Below are 15,088 nucleotides of genomic sequence, written 5' to 3'. Positions count from 1 at the left end.
CATGTATGTCACCTTATCCGTAAGCCCGAAGCAGTCCGCTCCGGGCTTTTTTTATGGCCTCAGATTACGTTAAATTGCACCGGACCTATAAATCAATAATACCGGGGCGGCGACTGCCGGGCCCGAAATGGCCGGATTACTCATGATCACATTGACATACATACTCAACGGGCTCAGACGCTGTCTGGGTGGGTTGCCCGTTTTGTGCACATTACTTCTCGCCACCTTCACAACCCTCAGTACTACAGTGAATGCGGAACAGATTGCGGTGCACGCGGGCTGGCTGTTCGATAGTGAAAAAGGGCGCCTGCTGGAAAAACGTACGGTACATATCGTGGATGGCAAGGTGGAGTCTGTGGAGCGAGGCTTCAACCAGCGCGAAGGTGAGCGGGTAATCGATCTCCGCGCTTTCTCTGTGTTGCCCGGCTTGATGGATATGCACACGCACCTCTCCTATGAGTTTGGGCCGCGTACTTACACAGAGGCCTTCACGTGGAACCCGGCGGATTACACTCTGCGCTCGGTGAATACAGCGGAGCGAACTCTCAAGGCTGGTTTTACTACCGTGCGGGATCTCGGAGACAGCGGCAACGTCACGGTCAGTCTGCGCAATGCCATCAATCGGGGCGATATCATTGGCCCGCGGATATATACGGCAGGTAAATCCATCGCTACCACCGGCGGCCACGCAGACCCGACCAATGGCCATCGTCACGACCTGATGGGTAGCCCCGGCCCGGCGGAGGGTGTGATCAATGGTGTGGCCAGTGCCCGCGAGGCTGTGCGGCAGCGCTACAAAGAGGGTGCGGATCTGATCAAAATTACCGCCACCGGAGGCGTGCTGAGTGTGGCCAAAAGTGGCCAGAATCCGCAGTTTATGCAGGACGAAGTCGAGGCGGTGGTAGAGACGGCAAAAGACTATGGGCTCACCGTGGCGGTGCACGCCCACGGAAAAGAGGGTATGCAGCGGGCAATTCGCGCGGGTGTGGATTCTATCGAGCACGGCACCTACATGGATGATGAGACCATGGGGATGATGGTGGACCATGGCACCTGGTATGTGCCAACGCTGCTCGCCGGTGACTGGGTCACTCAAAAGGCCGCGGTGGAGGGTTTCTTCCCGGACATGGTACGTACCAAGGCAGCCAAAATTGGCCCCCTGATCCAGGATACGTTCAATCTTGCGCACAAAAAGGGCGTGAAAATCGCGTTTGGTACCGATACCGGGGTAAGCCGGCACGGGGATAACGCGAAAGAATTTGCATTGATGGTGCAGGGTGGTATGAGCCCTGCCGATGCGATCCGCTCGGCCACCTGGAATGCGGCACAGTTGCTGCAGGTCCAGGATGAACTGGGCAGCATTGCCCCGGGTAAGTGGGCGGATATGGTGGCGGTGATTGGTAACCCCTTGGAAGATATCACTACCCTTGAACGGGTTCGGTTTGTGATGAAGGGTGGGGAGGTTTACAAGCAGCCCGAGTGATTTCGAAGGCTGAATAGTGCGTATGCGTTTGGGCGAACGTGGCACTGACGGGGATAGGTGTGTGAGACCTTCACCGCCAGGGATGGCGGTGCGGAGCCCCCAGGGATGGGTTCACGGTGTGTCTCGCACACCTATCCCCGACAGTGCCACCGCTACCGGGGCAAATAATTTTTTACTTGGCTAGTTCAAAAACGAGTTCCACATTCACCGATACCGAAGTCTCCCCCGGCGCCACCGGCGTGCTGGCACTGTCTTTGGCCATGGCACTTTCTGCGCGCATTACCATTGGGCGCGGCATGCCGCCGTGGCTGCCCTCCGAGATGCTCACAATTCTACGTACCTTGGTACCCAGTGCTTCCGCATAGGAGTCCGCGCGGGCCTGAGCCATTTTCAGGGCTTTTCCCCGGGCTTCTGCCAGCAGGGGTTCCGGATCGTCGATGGAGAAACTGGGGCCGTGGATCTGGTTGGCACCTTCCGCGGTCAGTGCGTCGATCACTTTGCTCAGGTCATCCAGTTTGCGCACGGTAATACTCACACTATTGCGGGCCTGGTAGGCAATGATCTTGCGTTCGCGGTTGGGCTGGTAGTCGTAGCGCGGGTTGAGGCTGATGCCGCTGGTCTGCACATCTTTTTCCTCGATACCGGCTTTCTTGATTGCCCGCATGACTTTTTCCATCTGCTCAGCATTGGCCTGCATGGCTGCCTGGCTTTCATCGGCTTCGGTAACCACGCCCGCGGAAATGTTTGCGATGTCTGGTACCTGGCTGGCTTCTCCCTGTGCCGAGATACTGATCAATGTGCCTGCCGGGCGCTCGTCGGTGTCGCTACCGCATCCGGTTGCGAAAATGGCGAGGCCGGCAATCAGGCCAGCGGAGAAAAGCTTTATGGTCTTGTGCATGGCGAATCCTTATGTTGCCAAAAGTACTTCTCGTTACGGCGGCCATTGTGGCGCCAATAAGATGAATATCAGGTGAACAGACGTTCGAATGTTTCGCTTTCCGGATGGTACAGGGCAAAGCCGAGGCGCAGCAATTGCTGGCGCCGGTCACACAGCACATTCTTTTTCCGCAGCTGCGCCTGGAGTCTTTCTGCTGCATCGGCACTGCCACAGCGGAAGGTGAAAAAGTGGCCGTGGCCATTTTCCAGGTCGTGTGCGATAAGGTTTTTCCGGTTCAGGATCGGGTGCGCGGCGTTGTCCATGGCTTGCAGAAAGCGTTGCTGATTATTTTGCACATAGCGGTGGATGTTGGGTATCGTCACTTCTTCCTGCCGATACAAATCCAGTACCGCGAGTGCTTTGTACAGTGGTGAGAAATCCATAGTGGCGCCAGCAAAACGCAGCCAGTCATTGCCAAAACCGACACCTTCAGCGCGATTTTCCAGCTCTGCCATCTCTGCAAACCAGCCGGTGTTGAGTGGCCGCAATTGGCAGCCTCGCGGGATGCTCATGAAGCACATGCCCTCACCAGCGCCGAGATATTTGTAAGATCCTGCGGTGTAGAAAACCTTGTCCGCTACGGTGCTGAGATCGGTGGGGCGGGCAAAGAAACCATGGTAGCCGTCGATCACCATTTCTGTGGTTTCGGGTTTGCGCTCGGCCAGCGCCAGCAGATCCGGAAAGGCAACGCCGGAGTCAAAGAAGACCTGGCTGGCGTAGGCCAGCTGGTACTGCCCGGACTGCAGCTCCTCATCAAAGCGCTCCGCCAGCGTGGCGTAGGGCAGGGTGGGTATGCGGGTTACCTGCACATTGGGCAATTCTTCCAGGCGCAGCAATTGCCGGGTAAAGCTGTAGAATTCGCCGTCGGTGGTCAGGATGCGCAGGGGCTCGTTCAGATCAAATGCACTCAGCAGCCGGAATATCAGTTCATGGGTATTTGGCGCCAGCGCGATTTGCTCCGGCGCGGGCAGGTTGAGTGTGCTTGCAATACTTCGCTGAAAGGCCGGTATCATCTCGCCAAAAATCTTCTCCCACTTGAGATCGGCCATGGCCGCAGCGTCCTGCCAGTAGGCATTCACCGCATCCAGGGTGACGTCGGCCCAGTAGTGGTGGGAGTGGCATGCCATATGCAGAACCGGCAGGTCGCAGCCAGGAGAGGCAGCTTTTTGGGCGGCCTGTAAAAAATGTCGATAGTATTTTTGATACATTTCGCTCTGGTAACTTTATCTGGGATGGCTAAATTGTCATCCGTTATTCGATGTACTAGGGAACCTCTGAACAAGTCGGCAATGTTGTCGTATGGCTTGAACAAAGAATCCCTGAGATTTTAATCCCGCAAAGGAGGCGTTGCAGTGGAATATTTGCACACAATGGTGCGTGTCACCGACCTGGAAAAATCTTTGGAGTTTTATTGCGACAAATTGGGCCTGTACGAGGTCAAGCGCAATGATTACGAGAAAGGTCGCTTCACTCTGATATTTCTGGCGGCGCCGGGAGACAAGAGCACAGCGGATGCCGACGCGCGGCCCTGCCTTGAACTGACCTACAACTGGGACCCGGAGTCATACTCCGGTGGCCGGAACTTTGGCCATCTCGCCTACCGCGTAGACAATATCTACGAAACCTGTCAGCGCCTGATGGACATGGGGGTCACCATCAACCGTCCGCCACGGGATGGTCATATGGCGTTTGTACGGTCCCCGGACAATATTTCCATCGAATTGTTGCAGAAGGGTGACTCTCTGCCGCCGCAGGAGCCCTGGGCGTCTATGGAGAACACCGGGGAGTGGTAACCCGCCACAGGTAATCGCAGTTAACGAAGTACGCTGTAGTTGAGTTGAGAGTAAAGATGGTGAAGCCAAACAAACCCCGAAGCTGTGTGATTCTTGCCGGCGCCAGCGCGGCCCGGCGAGTGCGAGAGGAAGGTCTCAATCAGGGCATGGTGTCCACCCTGGTCGGAGCATCCGGCGGCCCCAAATGGTTGTCGATCAGCCAGTTGGATCGGGTACTGATTGGCGAGTTTTTCCGCGACCGCAAAACGCCCATCGCTACTCTCGGCTCATCCATCGGTAGCTTCCGCAACATGTGTTACGCCACCGCCAACCCGATGGCTGCGCTGGAAAAGCTTGAGTACGGCTACGTCAATCAGACGTACGCCAGCGACCGACCGTTGCCGGCGGAGATTACCGGTGCTGGTGAGAAGATCCTGCTGGATGTGCTGGGGGAAGAGGGCGCGCAGCAGGTGGCGGATAACCCCGTGTGGCGCAGCCACTTTGTAACCGTGCGTGGACGCGGGCCGCTGGCCAGTGAGAAAAAAGCCCTGCTGGCGCCGGCGCTGCTGGCGTCGGCCCTGGCGAACGCGGTCAGTCGCCGCAGTCTGCGAGCGTTTTGGGATCGGGTGGTATTCCACTCTGGCGAGGCGCCGAGTGTGGCTTTTCGCAACCTCAGCACGGTCAACACTCCGCTCAGTGCAGATAATGTGTGCCCGGCGGTGCTCGCCAGCGGATCTATTCCCCTGGTGATGGCCGGAGTGCCCACGCCCGCCGGGGCCCCCACAGGAAACTACCGCGATGGCGGTATCACCGACTACCATTTCGACCTCGGCTTTGAGCACCCGCAGGGGCTGGTTCTGTATCCCCACTTCTTTCCTTATATGGTGCCGGGCTGGTTCGACAAGAGCCTGCGCTGGCGCTGGGTACGTGGGGGCGCCATGGAAAATGTGATTCTCGTTGCACCGTCGCCGTCCTGGGTGGCCAAGTTGCCCTTCAGCAAAATCCCGGATCGGGACGATTTCGTGAAGCTCTCTACCGAGGAACGCCTCAAGTACTGGAATGCGGTGACCGAAGCGGGCAAACAGGTAGCGGAGGATTTCTTTGAATTGTGGCAAACTGGCGCCATTGCCAGCGAGTTGATCGAAGTTGGCAGCGACCAGGCACCCCACAAGCTGGCCCTTTCCGCTTAGGCGGCGTTCAAGCCGTGCGTGACGGTGCCTTAAGGACTGAATCCGTGATCGCGGGACCAATAGCAAAAGGCCACCAGTGAAAGACGCCGAGTTTACCGAACCGCAGGAAGAATTCCGCACGACCCAGGAACGGGTTTACTACCAGGTACGGGATGCCATACTCCGCGGTCAGTTTCTGCCTGGAAATCCAATTACGATTCGCGGCCTTGCCGCGGAGCTGGGCTGCAGCCCGATGCCCGTGCGCGAAGCGCTGCGGCGGTTGACCTCAGAGCGGGCGCTGGAACTGTCGGATACGCGGCGGGTCACGGTGCCCACCATGACCCGGGAAAAACTGGATGAAATCTGTGCGGCGCGAGTGGCGCTGGAGTGTCAGGCCGCAGCTCAGGCTTTGCCCCACGTCGGCGAGTCAGAGCTGGAGGCTTTACGTGCTCTGGATGATCGGGTCACAGCGGCGCTGGATAAAAACGATATTCAGGAATATGTGACAGGTAACCTGGATTTTCACTTCACCCTCTACCGTCTCGGGCGCCCGCATATCATTTTGTCCTTGATCGAGAGCCTGTGGCTGCAAACGGCACCATTGCAGCACCTGGTTTTTCAGCGCTTCGGTGTCCAGGAGTTGCCGGACAGGCACCAGGACCTGGTTGAGGCCATTGCGCAAAAAGACGAGCAAGCCGTGCGAACGGCCATCCGTCAGGATATCGAAGAGGGTCTGGGTTCTATTTCTGCTGAAGAGTTAATGCCGCACTGATGTTCAGTTATTTACATATCGTTTTACATTTCCTGATTCCCCTCGCCATCGCCTGGTATTTCTTTCGTGACGAATGGAAGAAGGCCGCGCTGTTTATGCTGGCGGCAAACCTGGTGGATCTCGACCACCTGCTTGCGTCGCCGATGTACGACCCGGATCGCTGCAGTATCAACTTCCATCCTCTGCACACTATGTTCCCGATTTCTTTCTACGGCGCGATGATGTTTCTGCCGTGGAAGCCGGTGCGTTGGCTGGGTATTGGACTGGTTACCCATATGCTGTTGGATGCCATCGACTGTGGAATTTGATTTGGTTTCCCCCAACCTGGAGCGATGGTCTTGGGGCGAGAGTCTCCATATGACCACCCGGTGCATGCTTCGCTGAATGCTTAGCCTATTTCCCGGTTGTGTAATTCGTTAGCGAAACCTTATTTCCCGCATCTTTACCCTCCGATACCCTCCGATAACTCCGCAACCACTGCACGTTGTTTGGCACTACGCTTGTGCTTGCCGTGCTACTGTGATTTGGCGGGAATATCGTGTTTGTGACCTCCCGGTGAATAGCAGTTGCACTACTTCCGTTCTTACCCCTAAAATGTGATCACATTTTGTGGCGGCCGCTTCGGAGTGCCGTGGTAGCCGCTGGCGTCATTCGAATCAGGAGTGAGTTCATGAACAAGAGCCAGTTACAACAGCATGACCGCGAGCACCTGCTGCACCCGTTTACGGATTTCAGCGATCTGGGTAAACAGGGCACCCGTGTGATCACCAGTGCGGAAGGCGCTTATATCACCGACATTGACGGCCACAAAATGCTCGATGGCATGTCCGGCCTCTGGTGCTGCAACCTGGGCTACAGCCGTCGGGAAATCAGCGAGGCCATTTACGAGCAGCTGAACAAGCTGCCGTTCTATAACAGCTTCTTCCAGTGCACCACCGTGCCCTCTATCGAGCTCGCCGACCTGCTGTCGGAGGTGACGCCGGCGCATATGAACAACGTATTCTTCACCGGCTCCGGCAGTGAAGCCAACGATACCAACCTGCGTATCATCCGCCGCTACTGGGACTTGCTGGAGCAGCCAGAGAAGCGCATCGTGATTTCCCGTACGAACGGCTACCACGGGTCCACCATCGGCGGTGCCAGCCTGGGTGGTATGAGCGGTATGCACAAGCAGTTCCAGAAACTGGATTACATCGAGCATATCCAGCAGCCTTACTGGTTCGGCGAAGGTGGTGACATGTCACCGGAAGAGTTCGGCGTGTACGCTGCCCGCTGTCTGGATGAGAAAATTCAGGAATTGGGTCCCGAGAAAGTCGCGGCCTTTATCGCCGAGCCCATTCAGGGTGCTGGCGGTGTGATTATTCCGCCGGAGACCTATTGGCCAGAAGTGAAGAAGGTGCTTGATCAGTACGACATTCTGCTGGTGATGGACGAAGTGATCTTTGGCTTCGGGCGCACCGGTGAGTGGTTCGGTGCGGACTACTACGGCATGAAGCCGGACCTGATGACCTTTGCCAAGGCCGTTACCAACGGCTATTTTCCGCTGGGTGGCACCATGGTGAGCGACCGCGTAGCGGAAGTGATCAAAGCCAAGGGTGGCGAGTTCACCCACGGCTACACCTACTCGGCCCACCCCGCGGCCTGTGTTGCTGGCATTGCCACCCTGAACATTCTGCGCGAAGAAAAGATTATCGAGACGGTGCGGGATACCACCGGGCCGTACCTCGCCAAGCGTTGGGCCGAGCTGGCAGATCACCCGATTGTCGGGGAGGCTCGTAGCCTAGGCCTGGTTGGCGCCCTCGAGCTGGTACAGGACAAGGGAAGCCGAGCGCGCTTTGACGACAAGTGCACTGCCGGTGCGGTATGTCGCGATATGAGTATCAAGAATGGCCTGGTGATGCGTGCCACCGGCGATACCATGATCATCGCACCACCGCTGATTCTGGACACTACCCAGATTGATGAACTGGTAGAAAAAGCCCGTCGCGCACTGGATGATACCGCCAAAGCCATGGCGTAAACTCCGTGAGTGGCTCCTGTGGTTACCAACTGCGGGAGCCCACGTATTCAGTCAATGCTCTATCAGCCAATATCCACCAATTGTGTGAACCCTTTTTTATGGCAGCAGAACAACAATATCAGCCACCGGCGGAGATCCTGGAACCGTCGGAAACCTTCCTCAAAACGCACCCCGAACTGAAATGGATTGAGGGCTTTGCCTTTGATATCAACGGTGTGCCGAGAGGCAAGTGGTTGCCGGCGGACTCCGCCAAGAAGCTGTTGGCTGGTGGCCTGCAAATGCCGCGCAGTGCCGTCAGTCTGGATATCTGGGGTCGCGATATTGAAAACAGCCCGCTGGTGTTTGCCAGTGGTGATAGCGACGGCGTGTGCCATCCGGTTTCACCCATTTGCCTGGCGCCCTGGCACCGGGAGCAGACTGCGCAGCTGCATATGCAGTTGTTTGAGGCGGATGGCAATGTGCTCTACGCAGACCCCAGGGCGCAATTACAAAAAGTTGTCGAGCGTCTGGGCAAGCTGGGCTACAAGGCGGTTTGTGCCACCGAGCTGGAGTTTTACCTGTTGCGGGAAGAGGCCGATGAGCTGGGGCGCCCGCGCCCGGTTAGCGACAACGACTCTGACCTGGTTCCTTCCACCGATGTGTACGATCTTGCCGAGCTGGACGCACAACGGCACTTTTTCGCCGACGTGCGTGCTGCCTGTGAAGAGCAGGGGATACCAGCGGATTCAATCCTCTCGGAATGCGCACCTGGTCAATTTGAGATCAATCTGCTGCACTGTGATGATCCGGTAAAGGTGGCGGACCAGACCCTGTTGTTCAAACGCTTGTTGAAGGGGGTGGCACGCAGTCACGGTCTGCGGGTAAGCGCGATGGCCAAGCCGTTTGGTGAGCTGGCAGGCAACGGCATGCATGTACACATGAGTCTGGTGGACAAAGACGGCAATAACGTTTTTGACGATGGCAGTGATGAAGGGGCGGAGTTGCTGCGCCACGCTGTGGCAGGAATGATGCGTACGGCCAATGACGCCATGGCGATTTTTGCCCCACACGCCAATTCGTACCGCCGTTTTCAGGAAAGCAGCCACGCGCCACTCAACCTGTGTTGGGGGTATGACAACCGCACAGTGACGTTCCGGATTCCTGCCAGTGAGGCAAAAGCCCGCCGAATTGAACACCGTATCTCAGGCGCTGATGTCAATGCCTACCTGGTGTTGGCGGCAATTCTCGCTGGTGTGTGCCACGGCCTGGAGAATAAATTACAGCCGCCAGCACCGGTTGAGGGCGATGCCTATCAGGTGGAAAGCGAACAGCTGATCAATACCTGGGATGGCGCTCTGAAGCAGTTCGAGCGCAGTGCACTTTGGCGGGAATATCTGGACCCGGAGTTTGTTGAGCTGTTTGTTTTACTCAAACGTCAGGAGCAGGCGGAGATTGCCGCCCGGGTGACTGATGTGGAGTACCAGAGCTACCTGCAACGGGTCTGATGATCCTGCCGGTCTGCATTTTTATCACTTCATATACTTCCGGCGTGGTTTGCGTCCACAACCCAAAGGGTTTGATGACAGATGGGCTGGCAGGGGGAAATGCTCTGCTATACCTAAACACAGACAGCTGTGCACTTGCGTTCACAGCCGGTCGCAAACTCTCCTCCTGAAAGTGTGTTCGAGAAATCTGGCCCGCCATTTGGCGGGCATTTTTTTTGCCCGAAAACTTTTTGCAGAAATTTCTTCCCATTTGCGGGTTAAACCTTAGTCGGTACTTGCTGTTTTCCTGAAAACTCCACCTATACTGAAACTAACCGCACGCACGGGTCACTTTTTATTCTGTGGCCCCGGCGGCCCTGGAGCATTTCGTGTTAAAAGGAGTTACCCATGCGAACCAAGTCCCTTCTTCTGCCGCTGGCGATTGCTGCCGCCAGCGCGACTTCTCCGGCATTTGCCGATTTCAACGCCGGTGATTTCATTGTGCGTGTTGGCGCGGCCTACATGGACCCGGAGAATTCCGCTTTCTCCCAAAGCACTATTGTGGATGTCATTGACCCTCTGGATCCGGAAGAGACGATCAGAGTAGAGCTGGGTGATGCACTGGACCTGGATTCAGATACCACCTGGTTTATCAACGGCACTTACTTTGTGGCGGACCACTGGGCTGTTCAATTGAACTACATGGGCGCCGCCAAACTGGACGCGGACTACACCACTTATGTCATTGGCGAAAACATCGATTTTCGCAGCTACGACAGCCTCGGTAATTTCGAAACCAACATCACAAGCGCATTCGTTAACTGGTATCCGGTCTGTGTCGAGAGCTGGGTCCAGCCCTATGTGGGAATTGGCGTAAACTATACGGATATTGACCAGGATTTCCTGCGTCCGGTATTTGTTGAAGACGTCACTAATGACAACGGTCAGGTTGTCGATCGGGTAAACCGCGGCCTGGTGAACTTCGGCAGCTCCTGGGGTTGGACTGCTCAGGTTGGTATCGACATCGAATTTGGTCGTGATGCCAACTGGCTGTTCAACGCCTCTGCGATGTATGTTGACGCCTCTCCGGAAGTAGAAATTGGTGTTGATGATGTGATTCTGAGCAATGGCATTGCGGTTGAGAGCATCCGTTACCGGGACGATCTGGACATGGATTCCTGGGTGTTCAATCTGGGCGTGGGTTACAAGTTCAGTTTCTGATCGGATAAGTGCTCCAGACATCATTGCCTCGGTGCGCCACACGGGCGGGCCGGGGCTTTGTCGTGCCTGTATGGGTGAAAACTGATCGCACTCTCACTTTGCGAGTGATCCTGATAGTGCCCGCGGGCTGAAAAGTCTTGTACCGGACGTGGACGGATTCTGTCTAGCGGTCATAACCGCGCCAGTGTATTCTTCGCCTTTCTTGGCACCGGATCAGACGCCAGCCAGAACGATAAATACGGGGAAATTATGACCGCCTTGGGGAATCATACAGACGGTCCATCGGCCGGGTTGCGGCCACTGCATATCTGCTTGTTGGGGTACCGTAGCCACCCGCATTGTGGTGGTCAGGGAATCTATCTCCACTACCTGAGTAAAGCCCTTGTTGAGGCAGGGCACAGGGTTGATGTCATTTCGGGGCAACCGTACCCGGAACTGGACCCTCGGGTGAAATTGATAAAAATGCCCGGCCTCAATCTCTACGAGCATGAACATCCCACTCGCGCCTTGAAGCTTAAGCACCTGCTGAGCTGGGCGGATTTTTACGAATGGTTCGGCAAGTTGACCGGGGGCTTCGTTGAACCGTACACCTTCGGCCGGCGAGTGGCGCGTTATTTACGCCGGCACCGGGGCCGTTACGATGTTGTGCACGATAATCAGTCTCTTTGTTACGGGCTGCTTGATATCGAGAAGGCGGGGTTGCCTGTTGTTGCCACCATTCACCACCCGATTACCCGCGACCGTCAACTCGCACTGGATGCTGCACCCGACTGGTTTTACCGGCTGCTGGTACGTCGTTGGCACAGTTTTCTCGGAATGCAAATCAAGGTTTCACGCAAGCTCAAGCATATTGTCACTGTGTCGACGCAATCACTGAACGATATCGTGTCCCAGTTCGGCGTCAGGCGTGAGCAGCTGAAATTGATCTATAACGGCATCGACACCAACATTTTCGCCCCCCAGGCCGGCGTGGTGCAGAATCCGATGCGCATAATGACCACGGCTTCTGCAGATCAGCCGCTGAAAGGGTTGCGTTTCTTATTGCAGGCGATGGCGCTGCTGCGCGTGCGTCACCCTGAGCTGGAATTACTGGTGGTGGGGAAATTGAAAGAGGGGGGAGCTACCGAACAGTTGCTGCAGGAGCTGAAACTGCAGGACTGCGTAACCTTTGTCTCGGGCATTTCCAATGAAGAGATGGTTCGTCATTACGCCTCATCCGGTATGGTGGTATGCCCGTCTCTTTACGAAGGTTTTGGACTGCCCGCAGGAGAAGCCATGGCCTGCGGTATCCCTGTTATTTCCAGTGATGGTGGTGCACTGCCCGAGGTGGTCGGGGATGCGGGTATTGTAGTGCCCGCCGGTGACAGTGGTGCGCTGGCCCGCGCCATTGAGCAACTATTACAGGACCCGGCCTTGCGTATGTCGTTGGGTGAAGCGGGGCGCCGCCGGATCGAAGAGCAGTTCTCCTGGCAGGTGGCGGCGACACACCTGGTGCGCTATTACCGGGAAATTCTCGCTGCTGGCAACAAACGCACGGACTCAGTTGATCGTGCGGTTGCCCATGCGCCAGGCGGTGTTGATGGAGAAACCGTTGAGCGGTCGGATATCAGTGCTGAAGCCACCGCGCGCCGTGGAGAAGCAGCCTGATGATTACTGTTGATCCCCGTCGCTTGAACCTGCAAGCCGGCCAACGTGTGTTGGATCTTGGTTGTGGGGAAGGGCGCCATGCCATCCACTTTTCAATTACCGATCAGGTAGACATTTTCGGCCTTGACCTGAGCGCGAATGATCTGGCGACCGCCGCTGAACGTGCGCAGCCTTTTGCCGAATGTGACCAGCAGAGGGGACGCCTGCAGTTGTGTGTGGGAAATGCGCTGCAACTGCCATTTCCCTCAAATTTTTTTGATGTGGTGATTTGTTCTGAGGTGCTGGAACATATCGAAGATTATCAAGGGGTTCTTCAGGAAATTTATCGCGTGCTCAAGCCCTGCGGTATTTTTGCTGCGACTGTCCCTGCGTTTTTTCCTGAGTGGGTGTGCTGGAAACTGTCCGATGCTTACCATCAGGTTGAAGGTGGCCATATCCGGATATTCCGCGAGAAAAAATTACGGTATGCCATTGAAGCGCTGGGGCTAACGTATTTCGCCCGGCACAAAGCCCATGCACTGCATGCGCCTTACTGGTGGCTCAAATGCCTGTTCTGGGGGCGGGATGACTCGCCGGTTGTACGTCAATACCACCGTTTGCTGGTGTGGGACATGATGGAGCGTCCGCGAATTACCCGCTGGGTGGAGACGCTGTTAAACCCGCTGCTGGGCAAAAGTGTCGCGTTGTATTTCGTGAAGTCTTCGGCAGAGGATAGCGCTGGTGTGCCACTGTCAGTGGCCGCGGCCGGTGCCGCCGGCTCCCGAGAGGAGCAGGCTGCATGAGTCGGTGTACAGAAACTCTGAAGCCCCTGAAGCGAGATGGTGTCGGGGCTGCCGATGGCGCCTCGATGAGCACAGAGCTGCCACTGTTGCCGGAAGGTTTTATCCGCAGTAGCGCAGATTACATTCTTTCCCAGCAGCAGCCAGATGGTTGCATCCCCTGGTTTGAAGGGCACTACGCTGACCCATGGGATCACGTTGAAGCTGCTATGGGGCTAAGCATTGCCGGTGAGTTCGCCGCAGCAGAGCGGGCATACGGCTGGCTTGCGGGCAAACAGCTGCAAGACGGCAGCTGGTGGGCGGCTTACCGTGATGGTGAGATTGATACCAGCAGTCAGGCTGGCGAGCGTCGTGAGTCCAACTTTGTCGCTTATGTGGCGACCGGTGTCTGGCACCACTTTCTGATTCGCAGGGAGCAGGCATTCCTTGAGCGTCACTGGCCCATGGTCGAGGCCGCCCTGGAATTCGTGCTGAAACTTCAGTCGCCCGATGGTGAGATTCAGTGGGCCGTAGATAAGAGCGGCGTCCCAATGGAGGATGCACTGATTACCGGCTGCGCGTCTATCTTCAAAAGTCTTGAGTGCGGCATCAATATTGCGGCAGTTTTGGGGCGGCCCAAGCCCCGTTGGATGGATGCCCGTGAGCGATTGGGCTCAGCCCTGCGTGACAAGCCCCATCGGTTTGATCGCACCTGGGAAAGCAAAGACCGCTTTTCCATGGACTGGTTTTACCCGGTGTTGACCGGCGCAGTGGCGGGCGATGCGGCCAAATTTCGCCTGCACAAAAAATGGGGTGAATTTGTTGTGGCGGGGCTGGGTTGCCGCTGTGTCAATGACGAGCCCTGGGTTACCGTGGCCGAGTCTTGCGAGTTGACCATGGCTTTGCTGGCGGCCGGCGAGACTGGTAAGGCGCGCACTCTGTATCGCGGGCTGCACCGTTGGCAGGATAAGGATGGCGGCTACTGGACCGGGTACGTGTACCGTGACAGGGCTATTTGGCCGGAAGAAAAAACCACCTGGACGGTTGGGGCAATGCTGTTGGCGGCGGATGCGCTGGCCGGTTTGACGCCGGCCAGCAGACTGTTTACCAGCGTGAGTTTGACGGGGAGTACCTCAGAGACGGCGCAGGATACCGAGCGTCTCGACCAACTCGACCAGCTCGAACTGACCGGAAGCCAGCGCTAGTTTGTAGATGTCGTAAGGTGCCTGGCCGCCGTCCTCCGGGTTGGGGAAAATGTCGTGAATGGCCAGATAACCACCAGGCACGATATGCCGGGACCAGCTGCGGTAGTCCGCCAGTGCCGCTTCAAGCGAGTGGCCGCCGTCGATAAAAACGAGGCCGAGTGGGGTGTTCCAGTGGCGCGCTGCGACAGCCGTCGGCGCAACGACTGGCACTACGTGATCCTCCAGTTTTGCTGCACGCATATTGGTGCGGAATGCGTGAAAACTGTCCATCAACTGGCTGCGGTCATCAAACAGTTCTCGATCGTGGTACTCCTCTCCGGGCTGATGCTCCTCCGACCCCCGGTGATGGTCCACCGCAAATAGGGTGTTGTCCATCAGCTTGCAGGCGCTGCCCAGGTAAATGGTGGACTTTCCACAATAGCTGCCCACTTCCAGACAGGGGCCGCGGTCACTGGCATCGGCGGCCAGTCGGTAGAGTGCTTCGCCTTCGGTATCTGCAAGAAAACCTTTTACGGTTGTGATATCCAGGGGGAGTTCCATGGGCAGGGCGGTATCCATAGTGGGGTAATCTCTGAGCGGTAATTCGTAAGTTTTGCGAGACGTTACGTGCAATAGCGCACTTTGGCAATGCGCTGGAGCGA

The 15,088-nt window shown here is 56.7% G+C and carries 14 protein-coding genes; 11 read left to right on the top strand and 3 right to left on the bottom strand.

Annotated elements, in window-relative coordinates; translation table 11 throughout:
• The first annotated feature begins 142 nt into the window (after positions 1–142).
• Positions 143–1,483 (top strand): amidohydrolase family protein, encoded by a 1,341-nt coding sequence (locus tag AAFH99_RS12325; RefSeq protein ID WP_081847867.1) that lies wholly within the window; start codon positions 143–145, stop codon positions 1,481–1,483.
• 172 nt (positions 1,484–1,655) lie between these two features.
• On the opposite strand, the gene AAFH99_RS12320 is transcribed toward AAFH99_RS12325, so the two are convergent.
• Together AAFH99_RS12320 and AAFH99_RS12315 are read right to left on the bottom strand one after the other, a co-directional pair.
• A complete protein-coding gene (locus tag AAFH99_RS12320) occupies positions 1,656–2,381 on the bottom strand; it encodes an SIMPL domain-containing protein (RefSeq protein ID WP_406827884.1) in 726 nt (241 codons plus the stop codon).
• A gap of 68 nt (positions 2,382–2,449) precedes the next feature.
• On the bottom strand, positions 2,450–3,547 hold the full coding sequence (locus tag AAFH99_RS12315; RefSeq protein ID WP_406827883.1) for a hypothetical protein: 1,098 nt from the start codon (positions 3,545–3,547) through the stop codon (positions 2,450–2,452).
• A gap of 225 nt (positions 3,548–3,772) precedes the next feature.
• Between AAFH99_RS12315 and AAFH99_RS12310 the strand changes: the two genes are divergently transcribed.
• The 10 genes from AAFH99_RS12310 to AAFH99_RS12265 all read left to right on the top strand — a co-directional run bounded on the left by AAFH99_RS12310 (position 3,773) and on the right by AAFH99_RS12265 (position 14,447).
• The gene (locus AAFH99_RS12310) at positions 3,773–4,213 is read left to right on the top strand and encodes a VOC family protein (protein WP_043315848.1); all 441 of its coding nucleotides are present in this window, start codon (positions 3,773–3,775) and stop codon (positions 4,211–4,213) included.
• A 56-nt stretch (positions 4,214–4,269) separates the two neighbouring features.
• Entirely contained in the window at positions 4,270–5,382 is a 1,113-nt protein-coding gene (locus AAFH99_RS12305; protein WP_043315849.1) for a hypothetical protein, read from the top strand.
• Positions 5,383–5,458: 76 nt separating this feature from the next.
• Positions 5,459–6,133 (top strand): GntR family transcriptional regulator, encoded by a 675-nt coding sequence (locus AAFH99_RS12300; RefSeq protein WP_043315851.1) that lies wholly within the window; start codon positions 5,459–5,461, stop codon positions 6,131–6,133.
• Entirely contained in the window at positions 6,133–6,441 is a 309-nt protein-coding gene (locus AAFH99_RS12295; protein ID WP_051686841.1) for a DUF6122 family protein, read from the top strand. The genes AAFH99_RS12300 and AAFH99_RS12295 overlap by 1 nt, the downstream gene beginning before the upstream one ends.
• A 362-nt stretch (positions 6,442–6,803) precedes the next feature.
• On the top strand, positions 6,804–8,153 hold the full coding sequence (locus tag AAFH99_RS12290; RefSeq protein WP_043315855.1) for an aspartate aminotransferase family protein: 1,350 nt from the start codon (positions 6,804–6,806) through the stop codon (positions 8,151–8,153).
• Between the two features lie 98 nt (positions 8,154–8,251).
• On the top strand, positions 8,252–9,637 hold the full coding sequence (locus AAFH99_RS12285) for a glutamine synthetase family protein (RefSeq protein WP_406827882.1): 1,386 nt from the start codon (positions 8,252–8,254) through the stop codon (positions 9,635–9,637).
• 387 nt (positions 9,638–10,024) lie between these two features.
• Positions 10,025–10,837: an OmpW family protein gene (locus AAFH99_RS12280; protein ID WP_051686842.1), complete on the top strand. Its 813-nt coding sequence runs from the start codon at positions 10,025–10,027 to the stop codon at positions 10,835–10,837.
• A gap of 249 nt (positions 10,838–11,086) precedes the next feature.
• The gene (locus tag AAFH99_RS12275) at positions 11,087–12,484 is read left to right on the top strand and encodes a glycosyltransferase family 4 protein (RefSeq protein WP_406827881.1); all 1,398 of its coding nucleotides are present in this window, start codon (positions 11,087–11,089) and stop codon (positions 12,482–12,484) included.
• On the top strand, positions 12,484–13,266 hold the full coding sequence (locus AAFH99_RS12270) for a class I SAM-dependent methyltransferase (RefSeq protein WP_406827880.1): 783 nt from the start codon (positions 12,484–12,486) through the stop codon (positions 13,264–13,266). The genes AAFH99_RS12275 and AAFH99_RS12270 overlap by 1 nt, the downstream gene beginning before the upstream one ends.
• Before the next feature lie 65 nt (positions 13,267–13,331).
• On the top strand, positions 13,332–14,447 hold the full coding sequence (locus AAFH99_RS12265) for a prenyltransferase/squalene oxidase repeat-containing protein (protein ID WP_406829180.1): 1,116 nt from the start codon (positions 13,332–13,334) through the stop codon (positions 14,445–14,447).
• On the opposite strand, the gene AAFH99_RS12260 is transcribed toward AAFH99_RS12265, so the two are convergent.
• Entirely contained in the window at positions 14,376–15,005 is a 630-nt protein-coding gene (locus AAFH99_RS12260; protein ID WP_406827879.1) for a class I SAM-dependent methyltransferase, read from the bottom strand. The two genes, AAFH99_RS12265 and AAFH99_RS12260, sit on opposite strands and share 72 nt — an antisense overlap.
• Positions 15,006–15,088: the final 83 nt, after the last annotated feature.

Source organism: Microbulbifer sp. ARAS458-1 (genome assembly GCF_045348205.1).
Classification (GTDB): Bacteria; Pseudomonadota; Gammaproteobacteria; order Pseudomonadales; family Cellvibrionaceae; genus Microbulbifer.
Note: the sequence above shows the minus strand (reverse complement) of the source record. Positions and strands in the feature narration are given on the sequence as shown.

Coding starts and splice junctions, on each gene's coding strand:
- AAFH99_RS12325 (WP_081847867.1), top strand. CDS start 143: ATGATCACATTGACATACATACTCAACGGGCTCAGACGCTGTCTGGGT.
- AAFH99_RS12320 (WP_406827884.1), bottom strand. CDS start 2,381: ATGCACAAGACCATAAAGCTTTTCTCCGCTGGCCTGATTGCCGGCCTC.
- AAFH99_RS12315 (WP_406827883.1), bottom strand. CDS start 3,547: ATGGCATGCCACTCCCACCACTACTGGGCCGACGTCACCCTGGATGCG.
- AAFH99_RS12305 (WP_043315849.1), top strand. CDS start 4,270: ATGGTGAAGCCAAACAAACCCCGAAGCTGTGTGATTCTTGCCGGCGCC.
- AAFH99_RS12295 (WP_051686841.1), top strand. CDS start 6,133: ATGTTCAGTTATTTACATATCGTTTTACATTTCCTGATTCCCCTCGCC.
- AAFH99_RS12290 (WP_043315855.1), top strand. CDS start 6,804: ATGAACAAGAGCCAGTTACAACAGCATGACCGCGAGCACCTGCTGCAC.
- AAFH99_RS12285 (WP_406827882.1), top strand. CDS start 8,252: ATGGCAGCAGAACAACAATATCAGCCACCGGCGGAGATCCTGGAACCG.
- AAFH99_RS12280 (WP_051686842.1), top strand. CDS start 10,025: ATGCGAACCAAGTCCCTTCTTCTGCCGCTGGCGATTGCTGCCGCCAGC.
- AAFH99_RS12275 (WP_406827881.1), top strand. CDS start 11,087: ATGACCGCCTTGGGGAATCATACAGACGGTCCATCGGCCGGGTTGCGG.
- AAFH99_RS12270 (WP_406827880.1), top strand. CDS start 12,484: ATGATTACTGTTGATCCCCGTCGCTTGAACCTGCAAGCCGGCCAACGT.
- AAFH99_RS12265 (WP_406829180.1), top strand. CDS start 13,332: ATGAGCACAGAGCTGCCACTGTTGCCGGAAGGTTTTATCCGCAGTAGC.
- AAFH99_RS12260 (WP_406827879.1), bottom strand. CDS start 15,005: ATGGATACCGCCCTGCCCATGGAACTCCCCCTGGATATCACAACCGTA.